At 62.6% G+C, this 17,602-nt stretch carries 18 protein-coding genes and 1 pseudogene; 8 read left to right on the top strand and 11 right to left on the bottom strand.

The features are described from left to right. Positions 1-53 precede the first annotated feature (53 nt). The 4 genes from secF to JWZ97_RS10160 all read right to left on the bottom strand — a co-directional run bounded on the left by secF (position 54) and on the right by JWZ97_RS10160 (position 4,411). Positions 54-992 carry a protein translocase subunit SecF gene (gene secF / locus JWZ97_RS10175; protein WP_205428528.1) on the bottom strand — a complete coding sequence of 313 codons (939 nt, stop codon included), beginning with the start codon at positions 990-992 and terminating at the stop codon, positions 54-56. 12 nt (positions 993-1,004) lie between these two features. Beyond that, positions 1,005-2,852, bottom strand: coding sequence for a protein translocase subunit SecD (secD, locus tag JWZ97_RS10170; RefSeq protein ID WP_205428527.1), 1,848 nt, complete (start codon positions 2,850-2,852; stop codon positions 1,005-1,007). A gap of 63 nt (positions 2,853-2,915) precedes the next feature. Then, a complete protein-coding gene (gene yajC / locus JWZ97_RS10165; protein ID WP_205428525.1) occupies positions 2,916-3,263 on the bottom strand; it encodes a preprotein translocase subunit YajC in 348 nt (115 codons plus the stop codon). A 134-nt stretch (positions 3,264-3,397) separates the two neighbouring features. After that, positions 3,398-4,411 carry an alkane 1-monooxygenase gene (locus JWZ97_RS10160; protein ID WP_205428523.1) on the bottom strand — a complete coding sequence of 338 codons (1,014 nt, stop codon included), beginning with the start codon at positions 4,409-4,411 and terminating at the stop codon, positions 3,398-3,400. Between the two features lie 153 nt (positions 4,412-4,564). On the opposite strand from JWZ97_RS10160, the gene JWZ97_RS10155 reads away from it, so the two are divergent. The 6 genes from JWZ97_RS10155 to JWZ97_RS10130 all read left to right on the top strand — a co-directional run bounded on the left by JWZ97_RS10155 (position 4,565) and on the right by JWZ97_RS10130 (position 11,475). After that, the gene (locus JWZ97_RS10155) at positions 4,565-6,313 is read left to right on the top strand and encodes a carbamoyltransferase C-terminal domain-containing protein (protein ID WP_205428522.1); all 1,749 of its coding nucleotides are present in this window, start codon (positions 4,565-4,567) and stop codon (positions 6,311-6,313) included. Then, on the top strand, positions 6,310-8,418 hold the full coding sequence (locus JWZ97_RS10150; RefSeq protein ID WP_205428520.1) for an iron-containing redox enzyme family protein: 2,109 nt from the start codon (positions 6,310-6,312) through the stop codon (positions 8,416-8,418). Before JWZ97_RS10155 ends, JWZ97_RS10150 begins: the two co-directional genes overlap by 4 nt. Positions 8,419-8,496: 78 nt before the next feature. After that, positions 8,497-9,375: an EamA family transporter gene (locus tag JWZ97_RS10145; protein WP_205428518.1), complete on the top strand. Its 879-nt coding sequence runs from the start codon at positions 8,497-8,499 to the stop codon at positions 9,373-9,375. A 92-nt stretch (positions 9,376-9,467) separates the two neighbouring features. Beyond that, on the top strand, positions 9,468-10,031 hold the full coding sequence (locus tag JWZ97_RS10140; protein ID WP_205428516.1) for a TetR/AcrR family transcriptional regulator: 564 nt from the start codon (positions 9,468-9,470) through the stop codon (positions 10,029-10,031). 18 nt (positions 10,032-10,049) lie between these two features. Continuing rightward, entirely contained in the window at positions 10,050-10,727 is a 678-nt protein-coding gene (locus JWZ97_RS10135) for a DJ-1/PfpI family protein (protein WP_205428515.1), read from the top strand. Between the two features lie 148 nt (positions 10,728-10,875). Continuing rightward, positions 10,876-11,475, top strand: a complete 600-nt coding sequence (locus tag JWZ97_RS10130) for a trans-aconitate 2-methyltransferase (RefSeq protein ID WP_205428513.1) — start codon at positions 10,876-10,878, stop codon at positions 11,473-11,475. Positions 11,476-11,549: 74 nt separating this feature from the next. Here JWZ97_RS10130 and JWZ97_RS10125 read toward each other — a convergent pair whose 3' ends face one another. Together JWZ97_RS10125 and JWZ97_RS10120 are read right to left on the bottom strand one after the other, a co-directional pair. After that, positions 11,550-12,485 carry an SGNH/GDSL hydrolase family protein gene (locus tag JWZ97_RS10125; protein ID WP_205428511.1) on the bottom strand — a complete coding sequence of 312 codons (936 nt, stop codon included), beginning with the start codon at positions 12,483-12,485 and terminating at the stop codon, positions 11,550-11,552. Between the two features lie 354 nt (positions 12,486-12,839). Continuing rightward, on the bottom strand, positions 12,840-13,625 hold the full coding sequence (locus JWZ97_RS10120; RefSeq protein ID WP_240342579.1) for a toxic anion resistance protein: 786 nt from the start codon (positions 13,623-13,625) through the stop codon (positions 12,840-12,842). Positions 13,626-13,894: 269 nt separating this feature from the next. On the opposite strand from JWZ97_RS10120, the gene JWZ97_RS20060 reads away from it, so the two are divergent. Continuing rightward, positions 13,895-14,062 carry a hypothetical protein gene (locus JWZ97_RS20060; RefSeq protein WP_240342308.1) on the top strand — a complete coding sequence of 56 codons (168 nt, stop codon included), beginning with the start codon at positions 13,895-13,897 and terminating at the stop codon, positions 14,060-14,062. A 122-nt stretch (positions 14,063-14,184) separates the two neighbouring features. Beyond that, positions 14,185-14,322 (top strand): annotated as a pseudogene (locus tag JWZ97_RS20350) (PspC domain-containing protein); the annotation flags it as partial. 273 nt (positions 14,323-14,595) lie between these two features. Here JWZ97_RS20350 and JWZ97_RS20345 read toward each other — a convergent pair. The 5 genes from JWZ97_RS20345 to JWZ97_RS10095 form a co-directional block, all read right to left on the bottom strand. Next, positions 14,596-14,757, bottom strand: coding sequence for a DUF1743 domain-containing protein (locus JWZ97_RS20345; protein ID WP_371822619.1), 162 nt, complete (start codon positions 14,755-14,757; stop codon positions 14,596-14,598). A 520-nt stretch (positions 14,758-15,277) separates the two neighbouring features. Then, on the bottom strand, positions 15,278-16,015 hold the full coding sequence (locus JWZ97_RS10110; protein WP_205428507.1) for an elongation factor-1 alpha: 738 nt from the start codon (positions 16,013-16,015) through the stop codon (positions 15,278-15,280). A gap of 128 nt (positions 16,016-16,143) precedes the next feature. Continuing rightward, a complete protein-coding gene (locus JWZ97_RS10105) occupies positions 16,144-16,602 on the bottom strand; it encodes a type II toxin-antitoxin system RatA family toxin (RefSeq protein ID WP_205428505.1) in 459 nt (152 codons plus the stop codon). A gap of 12 nt (positions 16,603-16,614) precedes the next feature. Next, positions 16,615-17,082, bottom strand: coding sequence for a PAS domain-containing protein (locus tag JWZ97_RS10100; protein WP_205428503.1), 468 nt, complete (start codon positions 17,080-17,082; stop codon positions 16,615-16,617). Between the two features lie 10 nt (positions 17,083-17,092). Further along, positions 17,093-17,599, bottom strand: a complete 507-nt coding sequence (locus JWZ97_RS10095; RefSeq protein WP_205428502.1) for an SRPBCC family protein — start codon at positions 17,597-17,599, stop codon at positions 17,093-17,095. Positions 17,600-17,602 lie beyond the last annotated feature (3 nt).

Here is a 17,602-nt window from a genome sequence, read left to right as displayed (position 1 = left end):
TGGAAAAGGCCGCATCAAGCGGCCTTTTCGGGTTTTATCGGTGCGGCGACAACTCAGGGCCGACCGTCTTCCTGGCTGGTTTTGTCGGGCAGCAACAGGTCGGCGCGGCTGACGCCCAACCACATGGCCACGGGACAGGCTACCAGCACCGAGGAGTAGATGCCGAAGACGATGCCTATGGTCAGGGCCAGGGCGAAGTTATGCAGGGCTTCGCCACCCAGGAAGAACATGGCCAGTACCATCAACTGGGTCATGGCGTGGGTGATGACGGTACGCGACATGGTGGTCGTGATGGCGTTGTCGATCACATCGACGACGCTGGCCTTGCGCATCTTGCGGAAGTTCTCGCGCACCCGGTCGAATACCACCACGGATTCGTTCACGGAGTATCCCAGAATCGCCAGGACGCCCGCGAGCACGGTCAGGGTGAACTCCCACTGGAAGAAGGCGAACATCCCCAGGATGATCACGATGTCATGCATGTTGGCGACGATGGCCGCCACCGCGAAGCGCCAGGTGAAGCGCAAGGCCAGATAGGCCACGATGCCGGCAGCCACCAGCAGCAGTGCCAGGATGCCGCCCTCGTAGAGATCCTTGCCCACCTGGGGGCCTACGAATTCGACCCGGCGGATTTCGGCGCTGGGATCCTGGGCCTTGAGCAGCGAGTAGACCTCTTCCCGCAGCTGGGAGCCGTTGACGCCTTCCTTGATGGGGAGCCGGATCAACACGTCCTTGGTGGTGCCGAAGATCTGGACCGCAACTTCGGGTATCTTGTCGGGCTGGCTTTCCAGGCTGCCGCGTATGGCTTCGATGTTGGCGGGCTGGGCGTAGGTGACTTCCAGCAGCATGCCGCCGGTGAAGTCGATTCCTAAGTTCAGCCCGCGGAAGCCGAGGGCGAGTACGGCCAGGATGAACGTCACCAGAGAAATGGTGGTCGTGACCTTGCCATACCGCATGAACGGTATGGCGTGTTTGATCTTGAATAATTCCATGAAAACTTACCCTCAGATGGCGAGTTTGTTCAGCTTGCGCTGACGGCCGTAGGTGAGATTGACCAGGAAGCGAGACACCAGCACGGCGCTGAACATGGAGGTCAATATGCCGAACAGCAGCACCAGTGCGAATCCGCGTATCGGTCCGGAGCCCAGGATGAACAGCGCGAGGCCGGCGACGAAGGTGGTCACGTTGGAGTCCAAAATGGTCGCGAACGCGCGCTCGTAACCGGCGTAGATGGCCATCTGCGGGCTGATCCCGGCACGCAGTTCTTCGCGTATGCGTTCGTTGATCAACACGTTGGCGTCGATGGCCATGCCCACCGTCAGGGCGATGCCGGCCAAGCCGGGCAAGGTCAGGGTGGCCTGGATCAACGACAGGGCCGATACCAGCAGCAATACGTTCACGCCCAGGGCGACGACCGAGAAGATGCCGAATACCCGGTAATAGACGATCATGAAGATCGCGATGGCCGCGAAACCATAGACGTTGGATTTGACACCGATCTCGATGTTTTCCTTGCCCATGCTCGGGCCGACCGTACGTTCCTCGACGATGTCCACGGGGGCGACCAGGGCGCCGGCGCGCAGCAGCAAGGCCAGGTTGCGGGCCTCGTCGCTGCTGTCCAGTCCGGTGATCTGGAAGCGCTTGCTGAAACGGTCGCGGATGGTGGCGACGTTGATGACTTCTTCCACGGTCTTTTTGGTGACGACCTTCTGGCCGTTGACTTCCTTGGTTTCCTGCTTGTTCTCGATGAACACCACCGCCATCGCCTTGCCGATGTTGTCCTTGGTGGTGTCGGCCATTTTCTTGGCGCCGACGCTGTTGAGATTGATGAACACCGCGGATGAGCCCGACTGCTGTTCCAGGCCCGAAGACGCGTCGACCACCTGGTCGCCGGTCACTATGATCTTGCGCTGCAGCAGGATGGGCTTGCCGGCACGGTCGCGGTAGACGCGAGAGCCCAGCGGAGCCTTGCCGTCCGGACCGATGCTGTGCTCGCTGTCGACCAGGCGGAATTCCAGGGTCGCGGTGGCGCCGAGGATTTCCTTGGCGCGGGCGGTGTCCTGCACGCCCGGCAACTGGACCACGATGCGGTCTTCGCCCTGCTGCTGGATGACCGGCTCGGCCACGCCCAACTCGTTGACGCGGTTGCGCAGGGTGATGATGTTCTGGCTCACCGCGTTCTTGCGGATTTCGCGGACTTCCGGATCGCCCAGCTTGGCCACCAGCAGGTTGTCGCCGGCGTTTTCATCCAATGCCAGACCGCGCAGTTCCTTTTTCACCACGTCCCGGCCCTGGCCCAGGGTGGCGCCATCCTGGAACTTGACCTCGATGACTCCTTTCTCGCGCTCCACCGACAGGTAGCGGATCTTGTTGTCGCGCAGCAAGGTGCGGATGTCTTCGGCATACCGTTCCTCGGCTTGCTGGATCGCGGCAGGCATGTCGACCTGGAGCAGGAAGTGCACGCCGCCGCGCAAGTCCAGACCCAAATACATGGGCTGGGCGTTGATGGCGCGCAGCCAGGACGGCGTCGCGGGCGCGAGGTTGAGAGCCACCGTGTAGTTGTCGCCCAGCGCGACTTTCAGCACGTCGGCCGCCTTGAGCTGAGCTTCCTCGTCGGCAAAACGCACCAGTAGGCGTTTGTCGCTCAGCTCGGTTTTCAGGGTCTTGAGCCCGGCATCCGCCAGCAGCTTGTCGACTTGAACCACCGTGCTTTGGTCGACCTTGGCCGTGCGGCTGGGCGAGAGCTGAACCGAGGGGTTCTCGCCGAAGAAGTTCGGCAGAGAATAAATGAACGCCAAGGCTAACACGCTGATGACTAGGATGTTTTTCCAGACGGGAAAGCTGTTACGCATGTGTGGTGCCTGTTTGATGTATATCCATGGAGGGGGCCGAGCCGCCGACGGGTTCCCTGAGGCTTATTTCTCGGCTTTCTTGCGCGACTTGTAGGTGCCCTTGGGCATCAGGGCGGAGATAGCGTGTTTCTGGACGTTGACGATGGTGTTGTCGCCGACTTCGAGTTGCACGAAGCTGTCGTCGACATCCACCACCTTGCCCAGCAGGCCACCGTTGGTGACTACTTCGACGCCTTTGGCCAGGGAATCCACCAGCTTCTTGTGCTCGCGACCCCGGCGATGCTGGGGCAGTACGAACAGGAAAAAGAAAATCAGCAGGATGGCGCCGGGCAGGATCAAGCCGGCGAGACCCGGATCTTGCGCGGCGGCGGGGGCTGCTTCGGCCAGCGCGTCGGAAATGAAGAAACTCATGGGAATACTCGTATGGTGTTATTCAAAGCGACGCATTATTACACAGACGGTTCAAAAATTGCTCCACGGCCGCCGCCCCTGAGCCGGACGGCGCGGGCGCGGGGCCTGCGCGGTGTCGAGCGCCGATGGGGCGGTTACGGGTTGGCCGTGCTGCGCTCCAGTTCGCGGCGGGCCAGGCGATGGAACCGGCCATCGTCGAACTTCACCAGCAATGCAGCGGCGAAATAGCCATAAGGCAGGACCGGGCCGGTTGGTCCCGGATGCAGGTGCTGATATGGCTTGCCCGGCTGTTCGTGATGATCCGCGTGGCAGGAAAGACCGAGAAACAGGTGCAGGCTGAACCAGGAGTCGGTTGCCCAGGCGGCCGTTCCGTCGAAGCGGCGCCGGCGGCGCGTGAGTCCCCAATGCTGGAAATAGTTGACCGTTTCCAGCAGACGCACGGCGGCATGGGCCTGGTACAGGAACAGGACCAGGGCCATGGGGCCGAAGACGGCGAATATCGCCGCCAGTAATCCGCTTTGGATCGCCAGCCCGTGCATCACCCGATTCCGCAGAAAGCGGACCGGCCCGGGTCGGCGAGCCAGGCGGGATCGTTCCAGCCGCCAGGCACCTGAAAATTGGCCCAGGAGCGTGCGCGGCCAGAACTGCCGGAAACTCTCGCCGTAACGGGCCGTGGCGGGGTCGGCCGTCGTCCCGACCCGGCGATGGTGGCCGCCGACATGCTCGATGGCGAAGTGGTCGTACAACACGGTCCACAGCAGCATCCTGCCCATCCAGCGGTGATGCCTGGGGCGCCGGTGTATGAGTTCGTGGGCGACCGCGATGGCGGAACAACAGGAGGTGGTGCCGGTCAGTATGCGCAGGGCCGCGATATTGGCGGCGCTTTCGCCGATGGCCAACAGCGTGCCGAAAGACAGTTGGCCGGCGTAGTTCAGAAACAGGCCGATGTTGACGAACTGCAGGGCGAAGAGCGGATAGAGCAGGGTGGTGTATGCCCGATCCGGCCAGCCGGGAGGGACTTTTTCCGCCACGCGCGGACCCCGGATGTCCATAATCACGCAGAGCCAGACGGGCAGGGTCCATAACAGGGCGGAATACCAGGCGTGCGGGCCGGACGAAAGAAAGGCCAAATTGCATAATGGCAACATGAAGGGCAGGAGGGGGGCGATGTATCCCAAGAACGAGTCACCGCATTTGCTGCCGATAGGCCCGCTCTTCGTCGGACCCCGCCATGCTGCGGTCTCCGACGGGGAGACGGTTCGTGTGGGTGCCGCCATGGGTTTTAGATTTCTCGCCTGGTCATGAGCAAAACCTACTACATCGGCCTCGCGGTCAGCTACCACGACCCGGCTCTCGCCATCGTCGACGAGGCGGGCGACGTGGTCTTCGCCGAGGGCGCAGAGCGTTATCTCCAGTTCAAGCGCGCCATCAACTGCGAGCCGGATACTCTGAGCCGGCTGCCCGAATTGCTGCGGCGCTATTGTCCGGACGCCGGGCGCTTCGTGATAGCCCGCAGTTGGCTTGCACGCCGGCCCTGGTACGAACGCGTCGCCGCCGCGCTGGGCTTGCTCAAGCCGGACGGATTGGCGCGGCCTGGCATCAAGCGTTTGCGCTCCCCCCTGCCTAATTATCAGATCCATCACATGATGGCTTGCAACCGGGCCGGTATCGCCCGGGGCGGCTTGAACCTGGCCAGGGTGCTCGAAGAATGGTATCCGGGATGCGATCGGAGTTTTCGCGATTACGCCCACCACGCCGCCCACGCGGCCTCGGCCTGTTACGCCAGCCCCCACGAAGACGCCGTTTGCGCCGTGGTGGACTCCTACGGCGAAAACGGTTCCATGGCGTTTTACCGTTATCGTGAAGGACGCTTGGCCCGGCTTCACGAAGCCCGAGGCCTGGGTAGTCCGGGATTGCTGTATATGAAGCTCACGGAGCTGTGCGGCTTTGACGGGATCGCGGGCGAAGAATGGAAGGTCATGGGGCTGGCCGCTTACGGACGGCTCGACGAAGAGTTGCTGGCGCTGTTCCGAACGCTGGTCCGGGTGCGCGATCTTGGGGTCGTTCATCCCCAGGCCGGCTTTTTCGCCGCGCTGAACAAGCTGGAGCACAAGCGTCGCCGCCGCGACGAACCGGCCCGGAAGGCCGTCGATCTTGCCCATACAGGGCAGTTCTTCTTCAACGAGATCATGACCGAACTTCTGCAAGGCCTGCACGAGCGGAGTCCTTGCGACCGCCTGGTGCTGGCCGGCGGCTGCGCCCTGAATTCTTCGTTCAACGGTTCGATCCTCGAGCGCACCCCGTTTCGCGAACTCTACGTTCCGCCCGCCCCGGCCGACGACGGCGCTGCGCTGGGCGCGGCATGGCTGGCTTGGCGAGAAGAACATGCAGATTTTGCCCCGCGTGGCGGCCCCCTCTCACCTTATCTCGGCTCGACCATGGAACCGGCCGCCCTGGCCCGCTTGGCTCTGCATGCCGGTGGATTGCACATACGTCATCTGCCGGACACCCTGTGCCGGGAGACCGCGCGCCTGTTGGGAGACGGCAAACTGGTCGGCTGGGTGCAGGGGCGCGCCGAATTCGGCCCGCGCGCGCTCGGTAACCGCTCGATACTCGCCGACCCGCGCGACCCCGCCATGAAAGAAAGGATTAATGGGCGGGTGAAATTCCGCGAGGAATACCGGCCCTTCGCTCCGTCCATACTGCACGAGCACGGGCCGGACTATTTCGAGAATTACCAGAAGGCCCCCTATATGGAGCGGGCGCTGCGATTTCGGGCCGACGCGATAGACCGCGTGCCGGCCGTGGTGCATGCCGACGGCACCGGCCGCCTGCAGTCGGTGGAGAAGGAATGGAATCCGCGTTTCCATGAACTGATACGGGCCTTCCACGGCATCACGGGGGTGCCCTTGCTGCTCAACACCAGCTTCAACGTGATGGGCAAGCCCATCGTCCATACGGTGGAGGACGCCATCGCCGTGTTCATGACCAGCGGCCTGGATGCGCTGGTCATCGAAGATCATTTGTTCGTCAAGCCGGGTGTCACATGAGTTCCGGCGAGCCTTGGGGGGCGAACGGGGAGGCGATGCGTGGGCGCTTTCATCGCTGGGTTCATGCCCGCGAGTGCCCCGGTGTGCTGGCCGAGACCCGTGATTTTCTGGATCGGGCCTTGGCCGAGGTCAAGGAAGCGGGCGGAGCGGGCCTCGATCCCGAATCTCTGCCATCCGCCGCCCCCTCGCCGAATTCGGAACCCGCGCATTTCACGGGCGAGGCGCTGGCCTTCCACGCCCCCCTAGGCCTGCTCGAAGGCGGCTGGCTGCAGTCCGTGGCACTGGCCGGCAACGGGCACCTGGCCGAGGTCGCCGAGTTGTTCGCGGCCTATCTCGAACTGCTCGGGCCCGATGAAGCCGCCGCCCCGGCCTCTTATTACCGGGGGGCTCTGGCGGGCGCCGGCGTGTCTTTGCCGGCCGTGACGACCCGGCCATTCGCTTTCGATACGCGCATCGGCGTTCCCGCGCTGGAGTTTTCCTGCCTGCAACTGGCCTTGGGCTTGCACGCGTCTTGCCTGTTGCCCGAAGTCATCGGATACACGTTGGCTTATGCCTGCTCCGCAGCGCCCTGGCGATTGCTCGCCGCGCCGGGAGCACGGCGCAGCGGAATTCTTCGGGCATTGGACGAACATGCCAGGCGTGCCTTGCAGATGCACGCCGGGCGCGAACGCGTACGGTCGGGCGTGGCCTTGTATGCCCGGGCCGAGGCGCGTTATTTCCATGCCTGGTCCGCTTGCGAATCCCGGTCGGCGAATCCGGCACACGAGGTAGCCGAGATATTCCGCCGCAAGGCGCCGTATGCGCGCGGCCACCATGGCGGAATAAGCCTGGGTGGGCGTAGCCTGGATCAATGGTTCGCCGACGAGCCGTTCGATGCCACGCCTTTTCTGGCCGAGCTGGCAGCCTCCTCATGGATGGACGGCCCGGAAGGTGAGTGTCCGTTCGACCGGCTCGCGGGTTTCGGCGGGCCGATGTTCGGGGTGTTCAGCGCGCCGGAGTTGGCGCTCATCGCGGCCTGGCGCAAGCAGGCCGCCACGCGGACACCGCTGTTAAACGACTCGGGCGACAATGCCGGGGCAGACTTGCCCGCGCAGATCAAAACATCGGCCGGGCCGGAGCCGTCCCATGGCCAGGCATTTCGGGCCAGGACCTTCATGGAGCGTGCGCAAGACCGGCTGCGGCGCTGTTTCTCGTCCCGCGAGCCTCCGCGTTCCCTGTTTCATCGCCTGCTGGTCGGGCCGGATACCGAGGCGACGGTGGGGCAGGCTCGCCTCGTGGTCGAACGGGTATTGCGCCGCAGCGGCCGCGGCGGAGTCTTTGCGGACTATAGCCCGCAAGCCCTGTCTGACTGGGTCGAGCGGCAATATGCCGGACAGGTGGCGGCTGAGCGGCCGTTCGACGGCCGCCCCAGGCTGAGCCGCGCGGGCTATGTCTGGGGCGTTTGCCAGTTCGCGCCCGTCGTCCTGGTCGACGGCTGCTGGCTGCAACATCAGGGCGAGGCGGCGTGGCAGGGAGACCGCGTGCGGCGATTGCTTTACCGGATCTATGCCGACGAACTGGGGGCGGGACGGGTCGAACGCAACCATCCCAATGTCTATCGGGCTTTGCTGGCATCGGTCGGCGTGGACTTGCCGCCTTTCGACAGCCCGGAGTTCGCCCGCCATGACCGCTTGCTCGACAGCGCATTCGATTTGCCGGTTTATTTGCTGGCCATCTCCCGTTTTCCGCATCGTTACCTGCCGGAAGTCCTGGGCCTAAACCTCGCCATCGAGCTGAGCGGTTTGGGAGCGCAATACCGGCGCCTGGCCGACGAACTGCGCCATTGGGGCCTGGACCCTGCCATCGTCACCCTGCATCAGTCCATCGACACCCTGGCGGGCGGGCATGCCGCGCTCGCGGTGGAGGCAATACAGTGTCATCTGGATGAGGTCGCACGGAGCGCCGGCGCCGCCTCGGTTGCGCAGCATTGGGATCGCATCGGGCGAGGTTATCGTTCCCTGACCAGCGCCACGCGCCCCTTCAAATGGGCGCTGGTACTGGCTTACGCCCGGCGCTTTCTGCCGGGCCGGCGGGACTCGAGTAAAATGCCGTCCTGCCGGGAGTAGGGCGCCGGCTGCGGGGCCGTACCGTGGCCTCGCTGGGGCCGGTGGAGGGGCCGGGCATTATGGGGAACAGGAGTCACGATGCGTTTACATCATATGGCGCTGGCGATACTGGTTACGATGATCTGGGGATATAACTTCGTCGTGATCAAAATCGGCCTTGCGGAAATTCCGCCGCTGCTGTTCTGCGCGCTCCGATTTTTTCTCGCCGCGTTTCCCGCAGTCTTGTTCATCAGGCGGCCGGCGGTTCCTTTTTCCAGGGTGATAGCCTTCGGACTGGTGATGTTCACGCTCCAGTTCGCATTGCTGTTCACCGGCATGCAGGCCGGCACCACCGCGGGTCTGGCCTCCCTGATACTCCAGATCCAGGTGTTCTTCACCATCGCGCTGGCGGTGGTGTTTTTGGCCGAGCGCTTGAGCGTTTGGCAAATCGTCGGCGCCTCGACCGCCTTCTCCGGCATCGGACTGATCGCGGTGAATCTCGGCGGTGAAATTTCGCTGCCGGGCCTGGTCTTGATCCTCGCCGCGGCCGCTTCATGGGGGTTGGGAAACCTGATCGCCAAGAAGCTCGGCAAGGTCGACATGCTGGCCCTGGTGGTCTGGAGCAGCCTGGTCGCGTGGCCGCCGCTGGTAATCCTGTCATTCCTGCTGGAAGCTTCTCGCTGGGCCGAAGCCGGCATTTTGAATCTGTCCTGGCCCGGTATCGGCGCGGTCGCGTACATCGTGTACCTGTCCACCCTGCTGGGATTCGCCGCGTGGAGCTGGCTGCTGAGCCGTTATCCGGCGGTGACCGTGGCGCCTTTCACCCTGCTGGTGCCGCTGTTCGGTTTTGCCAGCTCGGCACTGGTTTTCGGCGAGCCGCTCCACGCCTGGAAGATAGGCGCGGCGACGCTGATTGTCGTGGGCTTGGGCATCAACCTTTTCGGCGCCCGCCTCGCCTTCCGTTTCCGTCGGGCCTGAGGGGCAGACGAAACGACAGGGACATTAGATTGACAGTCTATTTTGCGGCTCGGTCTACTAGGTGGAACGAATGATCTGGGAGAGCTAGGGCCGTGCCGCAATTGAATACCCGAGAGCGCTTGCTGGAAGCGGCCTGCCGCCTGTTTTACCGCGACGGCGTTCATGCCACGTCGATCGAGGTGATACTGGATGAGGCGGGCGTCGCGCGGCAAAGCCTTTATCAGCATTTTCAGTCGAAAGACGGTTTGGTCGGGGAGTTCCTGAAGCGCCGCGACCAGCACTGGCGCGGCTGGCTGGAAGGCTTCGTGGAATCCCGGGCGGAGACGCCGCGCGAGCGCTTGCTGGCGCTGTTCGATTTTCTGCAGGATTGGTTCAGTCAGCCGGACTTTCACGGCTGCGCCTTCATCAACATCGCCGCGGAGTTCGCCGATCCCCAGCATCCTTTCCGGCAGATCGCGGCCGATCACAAGTGCCTGGTGCTCGACTACATCCGCACACTTTGCCGCCAAGCGGAGTTGAACGACCCGGAAGTGGCGGTCCGCCGATTGGGGCTGTTGATGGAAGGCGCCATCACCACCGAACTGGTCACGCCCGGCAGCAATATCGCGGCAGAAGCCCGGTGCCTCGCCGCCCTCGTACTCGACGCCCACACTTGATTTCCGCAGGAGAAAGCCATGCCGCAAGTGCACAAAACCTATCCCAAGACCGCCGGCTTCCGCCTCGGCATCTACGTGTTCAAGGACGCCGAAATCGTCGATTTCGCCGCGCCCCACGGCGTATTTTCGGTGGCGCGCCGGTTCGATCCCGAACTGGACGTTTTTCTCATCGCCGACGCGCGGCGGCCGGTGCAGGCACAGGCCGGTTTCACCGTGCTGCCCAACTACGATTTCAACGACCGGCCAGCCATGGACGCCTTTCTGATACCGGGCGGTTTCGGCACCCGGCAGGAAACGCACAACACCCGCCTGCACGATTACATCCGCAGCCTGCCGCAATCCACTCTGCTGACCAGCGTGTGCACCGGTTCCTGGATCTATGGCGCCATGGGCCTGTTGGACGGTGTCGCCGCCACCAATCGCAAGGAGCCCGATCGGGTCGAGCAGTCCGCCGCCGGCCTGGTGCCGATCGACCGTCTGGCCAAAATCGCTCCGAAATGCCGCATCAGCCGCGCGAGGGTGGTGGACAGCGGTCGCATCGTCAGCGCCGGCGGTATCGCCTCCGGCATGGAACTGGGATTCCACCTGCTGCGCCGCGCCGGATACGACGAAGACTACCTCTCGGAGGTGGCCCGTGTGATGGAATACAGCCAGGCCTATGCCGGCTACAAGGACGATATCGAATACGCGGATTAGCGGTTCGTACGCCGGTTCTTCATCCTCCGTCGGATGAGTGGCTTAGCGGCCATGCAAGGTGTGTATCGCGCCGGATGTTGCTTCGCGTCCCCGCGATGTCGAACGGCCTGATGGCGTCTGTTCGCAAGAGTGAAACCTGAGGTGATAAATGCAACCGGATGAAATCGCGGCAAGCTACGACGCGATAGCCGAGCGCTGGCGCGGCGAAACTTTCCCGAGGAAAAATGGCATCGTGCAGCACGAGCGGGCGATCGCCTTTTTGCGGGAAAAGCACCGGGCACTCGATATCGGTTGCGGCTGCAGCGGGCGGCTCATCGAGCTGCTGGGCAGTCACGGTTTCGCGGCGGAAGGCGTGGATATCTCGGAGCGCATGATCGCGTTGGCGAGACAGGCGCACCCGGAGATCGAATTCCATCACGCCGATATCCGCCACTGGCACTTTACCCGGCAGTACGACCTGATTTCCGCCTGGGACAGCATCTGGCACCTGCCGCTGGCGGACCAGGGGCCGGTGCTGAGGAAGATCGTGCAGGGGTTGGCGCCCGGTGGCGTGTTCATCTTCACCATGGGCGGCCTGGATGAGGCGGCAGAGAAAACCGATGCGGCCATGGGCCCGCCCATGTACTACAGCGCGCTGGGCATACCCGGCACGCTCAAGCTGCTGACCGAAGCCGGATGTGTATGCCGGCACCTGGAATACGACCAGTACCCGGAATTGCACGTCTACATCATTGCACAGAAGGCCTGAGCACTTACGGAAACACGGAGACTATGACGACCGCGGTGGCGCCCGAGGCTCCGCTTGGTTATGCGTCCCGTCTTCTAGAGCGTGGCAAACCCGAAGCGCCGCCGTGCGGCGACCAGCGCCAAGCCCATGACGGCTAGCGCCAGGGAAGAAGGCTCGGGGACCGCCAAGGTCGCCAGGAAACCGCGGGCGATGATCGCGTCGGCCGCCGTCGTCGGATGAAAAGAGTCGTAATAGAGGTAGTTCGCCGGGGTCGAACATTGCGTCACCCCGTCGAAACAGGCGTCCGTCACATTGGTCAGGCCATAAGCGGCCGGGTTGGCGACCACGTCGCGCGTCAGGGCGGCTGTATCGAAAAACAGCACGTCCGTAGGCAGGCTGGCCAGCAGCAGCGCATTGAACGCGTCGGTAAATGCGCTGGCCTGTGCCGCGGCGACTGGACCCAAGGACCTGAACTCCGGGGTCAGGCCGAGGTCCGGCATACCCGGTGCCAGGATGGTGCCCGCCCCCAGCGCCTGCAAGTCCGAGATGATGGCAACCAGGTTGTTTACCGCTCTGTCTATGATCGCCAGCGGGTCGCCGGCGTCGAGTGGAGAGGGTGCCAAAAAGTCGTTCGCGCCACCCCACACGACGAAGAGCCCATCGCTCAAGAGCGGTCCTAGCGTGCCCCGGGTCGTGTCATACACTGTCGTCATGCCGGGCAGGCCGGCGAACCCGAATGAGGTCACGCTGCCGTTGTCGCCGAAATTGCCGACCCCCGTCGTCGCACCTATCCAGGCCAGATCCACCAGGGGCGCGCCGAGGGACGTGGCCAGGTGTTCCACGGCCAGCGGGCCGTCGGAACGTCGGCCGTTGTAATAAGGCGTGCCGGGTAAGCCTGTTGCGGCGAACAGGTTGCCGTTGTCGGACAGGCTGTCTCCGTAAACCACCACGGCACTGTAAGGCGAGGCGTGTGCCATCGATGCGAGGCACGGCAGGAACGCCAAGGCGATGAGAAAACGTTGGATGGACATAAACAAAGCCCCCTGCTTTGATGAGTGTCGATGGGAACGCGCGGAATCCGCCCATGCCCTGTTCGGCGGCACGGGCGCCGCCCGCTTCATCCGCGCGGCAAATCGGTAGCCCCGATCAGCCCGGACGTTTGGAGATTAAACACCGTTTGTATCGGGGCGTTAAGCTTCCGGCGCCGGGGCACGGTTGAGATAGCTCAAGGATGCTCTGAATAAGTCGGGGTTCGACGCGTTCACCCTGAACGGAATCAAGCCCTTAGCGTTCGTCCTGTCGAAGGGCTAAATCAGAGTTTCCTCAAGTCGCCGACCCGACAGAGCATTGCCGCCGAATTCAGCCCGAACCCGGTGACCGCCGCGTCAATCGGATAGGTTCAGGGAGTCGCTGACGTCCTGAACGACTTCCTTGCGCGATTTGTCCAGGTAGGTCTTGGCCTTGCCGATTTCCGTCGTCAGGGCGTCCACCGTTTGCTGCATGTTGGCCAGGGCTTGCAGCTTGTAGGTGGCCACGGTGTCCATGGTGTCGTAGATGTTCTGGAAGGCTTGCGACAGTTGCTTTAGATCGACCGCCGCGCTCGTAGCCTGCTCGTGGACCCGGCCGGCCTGTTGCTTGAGCATGGCGGAGGTCGATTCGATCATGTTGCCGGTGGTGGTGCGCAGGGCGCCGATCTGGTCCAGCACCAGTTTCTGATTCGCCAGGGCCTGCGCCACCGTCACGGCGGTGCGCAAGGCCGAGACCGTCGTGGTGGTCGCCCGTTCGACGCCCTTGATCAATTCCAGATTGTTCTTGCGGATCAGGTCCATGGCCAGATAGCCCTGGATGGTGACGGCGAGTTGGGTCAACAGATCCTGCACCTTCTGGCGCAGATAGAACTGGAGTTCCTCGCGCACGATGCGGGCTTTTTCGGCGTCGACCGCTTCGATCTCGGCGAGCTTGAGTTCCAGGGCCTGATCGATCTTTTTTCCGATATAAACATGTTGTTCCAGCTTTTCCATGCTCCGCCAGGCCCTGAGCTTTTCCTCCTCGATCGCCGCATTGTCCTTGCGGAGTTCGTCCTGGCCGCTGTAAAGCGACTGGATGATGGTGTTGATGTGGGTTTGCGCCGACTGGTATTGGCGGAAATAATCCTGGACACGGCTGCCCAGGGGGATGAGTCCCAGCAGCTTGCGCGGTTCGAGCAGATTGCCGCGGCGCGGGGTCCAGTTCCTCGATCTGCTTGCGCAGGTCGAGCAGCGATTTTGAAATCGTGGAGCCTTCGTCGAAAACGCCGCTGTTCATCGCATGGATGGGCCTTTCGAGCAGGCGGTTGGAGATGCCTGCGGCTTCCTGAATTTCCGCATGGCCCAGCTTGTGCACGCTGTCCACCTTGCTTTTGAAGGCTCCACTCAGCGGCGGTTCGCCGAGGATGGCTGCGATGAATTCGCCCACGCGCTCGTCCAGCCGGGCGACCACTTCGGGCTCCAGCTTGATCATGGATGCCGCCTGTTCCTTTTCGACGGGCTTGACGGCTTCGGGCGGGGTGAGCGGAGAGGGTGGAGTCAGTTCGGGGGCGTCGCTCATGGGGGTTCCTTGCGGCTGGTGACTACGGTGGGTGCCAGCGGCCCGCCCGCCCGGCCGGAAGGGGAGGCCAGGCATCGTTTTCGCAGCACGAGGCGGTATGATAACGCTCCATTCACCGGTGGAACATTTGTCACGGAAACCAGGATGTATCCCTTGATTACCGAAACACGCAGGCTGGAGCGCGATCTCGATGGCCGTCAGCTAGGCGGGGTGTGCAGCGGGCTGGCGCGTTATTTCGGCGTGAACACCGGCGTGGTAAGGCTGCTTTTTCTGCTCTCGATAGCTTTTAGCTTCAGCTTGACGCTATGGGTCTATTTTGTGCTTTGGGCCTTGTTGCCGGTCAGGAAATCGCCGTTAGCGGGAGTTTCATGGCGGCTGCGCAGGCGGGTGCGCCACCTCGACCGGCTGATCGAAGCGAGCCGCGAGCGTCTGAGCCGGGGGAGGTCCGTCGCCGTCCTGGAAAATATCCACACGCTCGTACTGGCCCTGTTGCCGGACTTCGACCGCTGGCTGCTGTACAAGGAGCCGGAGCTCTCGGCCGCGAAAACGGCGGCATTAAAGGATTTGCCCAGGCTGCTCGAACAGTATCTCCGCCTGCCGATCCCGCGTTCCGTCGAGCACGGGTCTGGGAACGGCTGGGCCGCAGAGGAAGCGCTGGTGCGCGAGCTGGAGCGTTTGGAAAGCGTTTTTCAGCAAGCGGTGGAGCAGCGATTCCACCAGCCGCTTGCCGGTACGGCGACGTTTTCGCCGAGCGATCCAGAACCGGATGGCGAGTTGCGCGCCATACGGAAGAGCCTGGCGAACCTGGAACGGCGCATCGCCGGCCGGGTGGACCCGCCCGTGTTGGCCAAGCTGAGCGATCTGCGGGAGACCCTGATCGCTGCCTTGTCGCGACTCGGGAAAACGGCCGATATCGCCGATCCCAATGTTTACAATCTCAGGCAGATCGCGTTGGAGTATCTGCCCGACGCGGTCGAAAAATATCTCGCGCTGCCGGGAGAGCTGAGCCGGTCCGAGCCCTTGGCGCGGGGCGGAACGGCCCAGGACGTGCTCTCCGAGCAGTTCGACGTGTTGGACGACGCCCTGCGCAAGATGCTGGTGAGCCTTTATCGAGACGACGCCCAGGGTTTGCTGGTCCACGGCCGCTTCCTGCGCGACAAGTTCGTGGATCAGCCCATCGACTGGACGAGAACCTCGCCCCGGTAGGCTGCGCAAACCCTGCGGCCCGGCAGGCGGCTTATTCCTTGGTCCAAAACGCCAGCCATTGATTCCGCGGCAGCCACATCTGGGCCAGCGAGGTGAATATCATGACCGTGGAAGCGAGCGAATAACCCAGACCGCCCAACATGGTCAGCCAGGCGAATACGGGTATGTACTTGGTCAGCCACCAGGACAGGATATCGATGAGCAGGAAGGCGAAGGGCGTGGCGATCAGGATCAGCTGCAGGCGCTTGGGATATTCGGCATAGCCGAATATCCAGCCGACGAACATGAAGATGAAGGCGATGCCGAACAAATGGATGTGCGACACGCGCGTGAGCTGGGTGACGCTGGCGCCCTCATCGACTTCCGCGCTCTTCTTCACGTTTTCGAATTTGCTGAAGTCGGGCAGGTTCGAACCGGCGTTATGGCAGGCGACGCAGTATTTCTCCATCAAGGGTTGGATTTTCCCGGACCAGGCCGTGATCGGCGCTCCGTCTTGCGCCCATTGTATGATCTTGAAGCGTTCCTCGTCGGGCGCCATGGGTTTCATCTGGCCTTCCAGCATGGCTTCCAGCTTGGAGCCCGAGCGGTTGCCGTAGTAGCTGTAAATGATGTCGTTGAGGGATAGCCCGGGTTTGCCGTCGGCCAGGCCGTGCGTCAGCATGATCTGCAGGCCGGCCATCAACAGGCCGACGCCGATCACCAGCAGGTAACCGGTGAACAGGACCTTGAACTTCAAAGGAAGGTTGAACAGTGTGCTGTTGGATGTCATGCGGAGTTTCCTGTGGGAGTGGTGACTGGGGGCAGTTTACCAAGGTCGCCAGGCGCTATGAGGCCGGTCGGATGAATGCTGAGTTTACGCCCGGGCCGGCCCCGGCCAAGGATGCGGATCGGCCGGGCTTAGCGTTTCGGTCCCGATCGGTCGGGCGAACCGTAACGCAGCGCGGCTTGCTCGCAAAATGCGCCGACCATGGATTCGGCGATGTTCTTGAAAAATCCGCCGAAAGCCATGGTGAGCAGGGCGTTGGAAAACTCGAAATCGACGGTGAAGCTGACGTCCGATCCGCCATGGGGATTGGCGACGAATCCCCAGGTGCCGTTCAGATATTTGAAAGGACCATCCACCAGCCGCATGTCGATCGCGTGGTTCCCGCGCATGGAGTTCTCCGTCGTGAAGTCGAACTTGATCTTACCCTTGGAAAAAGTCATGGTCGCGACCAGGCGCTCCGGGGCGACCGAGCGCAGTTTCACGGCGCTGCACAGGGGCACGTAACGAGGATAGGCAGCCACGTCGTTGACCAGGGCGAACATCTGCTCGGCGGTATAGGGAACGCAGGCGCTGGTGCTGATCTGGGCCATGGAGGTACACCGTTAAGGGGTTTTTGCCTTGAGGGTCATTTCCGCCAGCGCGTCGCCGAGCCGCCTGATTTCTTCCTGCGCCTTTACCTGGGCGCTGACGTCGTACTGCACGCCCAGATAGTAAATCAGCCGGCCTTCGCTATCGAAGAGTGGGGTCAAGGCCAGATGATTGTGAAACATCTCGCCGTTCTTGCGGTAGTTGCGGATGTCCACTTCGACCGGCCGGCATTCCGCAATCGCTTTTTTCACGCTGAAACGGGCCTCCTGCTGCCGGTCTTCCCCCTGAAGAAAGCGGCAATTGCGGCCTATGATTTCCTCTTGCGTATAACCCGTCATCGTTTCGAAGGACTTGTTGGCGTAGATGATGGGCATGTCGTCCTGGTCGGGGTCGGCCAGGGTGATTCCGTTGACCGAGGCGTCGAGGATATTTGCCAGTATCTGAGGAATCAAGGCGGGATCTTTTTCTACCACGAAAGCCATGGCCGTACTCCTAAAGGTCGGATGGTGACGTTGTTGTTGGCGCCCGCTGAGATAGCGTCGCTTCGATGAGCCGCTTCAGGTTTCTTGTGGTTCTCTCCGCACCGTCTTGTATGACGAGTCTGACCAGTTTTTCGAATGGCCTCATGAAAATGAGCAGTTCGAGCAGCTCGAACGTGAAGGTCAGGCGCGAGTTTTCCCCATCGAACGGCTGGATTTCGTAGGTGCAGCGGTAAGGATCCTTGATTCCGGAGAAACTCAGGCGGCGGCTGGGTTCGTAGATTTCCACCCGGAATTCGGAGTCCGAGCGGTGGCCCTGATCCACGCGGACTTGCCGGGCAACCGTGCCCGGGCCCATGGCGCCGTCCGTGAGTTTCTGGAGCAATAGGACCTCGGGCGACCAGCGAGGGTAGTTTTCGAAAAAGTCCTGCGCGATGAAGCGGAAGATCGCCTCGGGGGAAGAGCCTATCGGCAGACTGGATTGGCCCACCACGGGGTTTTTCGCGCCTAGGCCGAACATGAC

This window comes from Methylococcus sp. EFPC2, assembly GCF_016925495.1.
Taxonomy (GTDB): Bacteria; Pseudomonadota; Gammaproteobacteria; order Methylococcales; family Methylococcaceae; genus EFPC2.
Note: the sequence above shows the minus strand (reverse complement) of the source record. Positions and strands in the feature narration are given on the sequence as shown.